This window comes from Membranihabitans maritimus (genome assembly GCF_021729145.1).
GTDB classification, from domain to species: Bacteria; Bacteroidota; Bacteroidia; order Chitinophagales; family Saprospiraceae; genus Membranihabitans; species Membranihabitans maritimus.
Genome location: NZ_JAJSLW010000044.1, coordinates 1 through 3,079, shown reverse-complemented (window position 1 = coordinate 3,079; position 3,079 = coordinate 1). Strand labels below are relative to the sequence as shown.

Here is a 3,079-nt window from a genome sequence, read left to right as displayed (position 1 = left end):
TACAGGAGGAAGGCAGTGATGCCGGACAGGATGAGAGGAGATCAAAAGGCGTACCGGGCACTTGATCTTGTACGCAGTTAATAAGAAAAGAGATTGGTGCTTACTTACGCAGAAGTGTAAGTAAGGAAAGAAAGGTTTGTGCATTCTACAGGTATGTGGGGTGCTATGGCGCAAAAGAAAGAATAAATACGGGCATAGGCATGTCCTGTAAAGAATATAGACAACATGCATGAGTCTTGATTTCAGAAACCGGTGGGTTGGGCCCCTTGGAATTATTATTTAATTTTTGAAAATTCATTAAAAATGAAAAAGAAGTTTATTTGTAACCGAGTAACCCAGAATCCCAGCAACCGAATTACTGTACCGAAATTATCCCGGATATTCCATAGCAGCCCTTCCGGGATCTACGCGCTGCTGATACTGATGATAAGTATGTTTTTATTTTCGTGTGAAGATAGGGAACCGGTAGTAGAAGAACCTGATAAGACAGTATTGACTGATGGAAAGAGCCTGTCTGAAATGACTAATTCGGAATTGAAAGAATATTTCGAAAGTCTGGATTTATCCGACCGGAAACCCAACTATACACGTACATGGACGGATACATTGAGCCCGGAAGAATTTGCACGTTTTCAGAATAAAATTTCAGTACGTTCCGGCTATGATTGCGGGATCAATATAAAACTGAATATAGACGGGACCTCAAGTACGACTGATGTGACGGTGTATGAAGCCGGTACGATTACAGAAGTGGCCAGTGAGACCAATATGGAAGACGGTGATGATTTTGATGTGACGATCAATGGGGACACAGACTATGACATAGTAATTGAAGATTATCCGAATACTTATTTTGGTTCCCTGGAAGTCGACCCTGACTGGGGCGGAAAAACCGTGATACCTCTTGACTATCAGGCACCCACGACTTATGATGATTATAACTTTGAATGTCCGGCCCCTACGGATGGCACATGTGATGCGTATGTGAGTGTGTACAAGCATTCAGGGGATGCAAATGAATATCGTTTGGTTGTTGTTCCAGATTCAGGTATTCCTGATGTTGTAGATGGGTTAACAGGGAACCCTGCGCAAGAAAAAGATTTTCATATTGATGAAAGCCGAACGTATGATTTTTATATCTATTCACCTGAAGGAGGGATGTCGGAGACTTTTGATGTAAAGATTATCCGTGCTGATGGTATAGCTCATGGTTATAATTTTTTTGGAGAAGATATGAGTGATGAAACTGATATCCCGGTAACCACTGGATTTGATTATTTTGAATGTCCGTAAACGACATAGGAAAAGTGATAACTTTAGTGAAAGTATTTCCCAAATTGGGAAATACTTTCTTTTTATTTTTAACGAAATGAAGTCTGTGAGTATATATAAATTGATTTTTCGCTTGGCTATTATTATGTTAAGCATTTTGACTAATTTTCTCTATTCTCAAGAGACCTTTTTTACAGATATTGGGCAAAACACATTATACGGATTTAATGGATCTGAGTGTAAATTAGAAATCGAGTTTGATTTTGAAGAAAATCGCTTAAGTTGGTGGGGTTTATCATTCCATCCGGATGGCCGATTGTATATGATTGCGGAAGATCAAATGATAGTGTATAATTTGTATACACATACCGTAGAAAGAAAATTTTTTATCCCGGTAACAGCTGATTTAACTTCGCTTGCTATTTCGGAAGAGGGAAGTGCTTTGATTACTGATGATGTCAGAGATAATGCTAATGCCGATATAATTATGAAGTATGATATTCGTGAAAATCGTACTTTAGAAACTATTGAAATAGGTGAAGATGAAACATATCGAGTTGGTGGTATGATCAATCATCATTTGTTTGTACTACAGGATGTTAATGATGATACAGGTACGGAGATAGGTGATTTTAATTCCTATAGAATGTGGGATCTAGCTACAGGAAATGTTGAAGAGGTTACGATAGAGTATAATGAGGAATACTATTTTAAGATTCCTTCTATATATTTCCCGGCTTGTGAAGAAAGGCAATTATTAGCTTTGGGATCCACTAATGATAAGAAGAAGCATGAGTTATTGAGAATTAATACGAAAAGTCAATCAATGATAGAAATTTGCTTAGGTAAAGTATGGCCTGAAACTCAAGGAGTTTATATTTGGGGTATTTTTGGCCTTGCCACGCCCACCGACTTTCGCCAATCCCCTTTGCGCATCGACCTGGATGCGGACAACTCTACAGGTCATATCACGGCCGGCTACTACGACACCCTGACGACCTGTATAAAAAAAGCGCCGCTAATGGCGGAAGACATTGAGATCTCCACCTGCGGGGCGGAGGTAGATAGGATCTCCTTCCGGCTGAAATACTACGACCAGCCCCGATTGCCGGAAGAAGAGATCTTTTCGGAGGGTTTCGAAGAACAACTGCGACAGACCTCCGCTTCACGATGGGAGTGGACCAATCCCTACGGGGACGATGAAGACCGGATCAAAGAATTCCTCAGCAGTCTTCGCTACCGGGCGGACTGGGATCCGTCCGACCCGGAAGAGCGTAGGGAGCGGGCGGTGGCGGTGACCATGCACGTAGGGGAAGACAGCACCTCATCGTGGAGTGTGTACCAACTGGAGCCCAGTGAAGTGTATGCGGGCCGGGATACACTGGTAGAATACTGTACAGAGCAGCCCTTTATAGATTTACACAATTATCTTACCCCGGGAGTAGTTACCACAGGCCGGTTTGACCCGGAGCTATCGGACGGTGACAGTCGATTTGTCCCGGGCACGGACGAAGACGGGGAGTATCTGTATATAGTAGAAGAAGGAGGCTGCGCGGACACGGCTGTTCTTACGGTCCAGAGTGCTGTTACGGAAGTCCTGGCATTGGATACGGTGTCATTGTGCCCGGGTGGACGGCGAAAGATCGGCTTTCTCTCAGGGAAATACAGTGAAATCGAATGGTGGGATGGCAGTAGCGGGGATTCGATTTGGGTGGAAGAACTGGAAGACTTACAGAGACGGGTAGAAGTACAATTCGGGGACTGCCGGATATCGGTTCCGGTGGAAATTATTATCCGTCCGGTATCC

2 protein-coding genes are annotated in these 3,079 nt (G+C 43.0%); both read left to right on the top strand.

What is annotated here, in order from left to right; all coding sequences use genetic code 11:
• Window positions 1-303: 303 nt before the first annotated feature.
• Window positions 304-1,293: a hypothetical protein gene (locus LVD47_RS23200; RefSeq protein WP_236981090.1), complete on the top strand. Its 990-nt coding sequence runs from the start codon at window positions 304-306 to the stop codon at window positions 1,291-1,293.
• Between the two features lie 85 nt (window positions 1,294-1,378).
• Window positions 1,379-3,079: YncE family protein (locus LVD47_RS23195; protein ID WP_236981088.1), on the top strand; the 1,701-nt coding region annotated here is incomplete at its 3' end.

Bases quoted from the DNA above. Each gene is read 5' to 3' on its own strand.
- LVD47_RS23200 (WP_236981090.1), top strand. From the start codon at position 304: ATGAAAAAGAAGTTTATTTGTAACCGAGTAACCCAGAATCCCAGCAAC.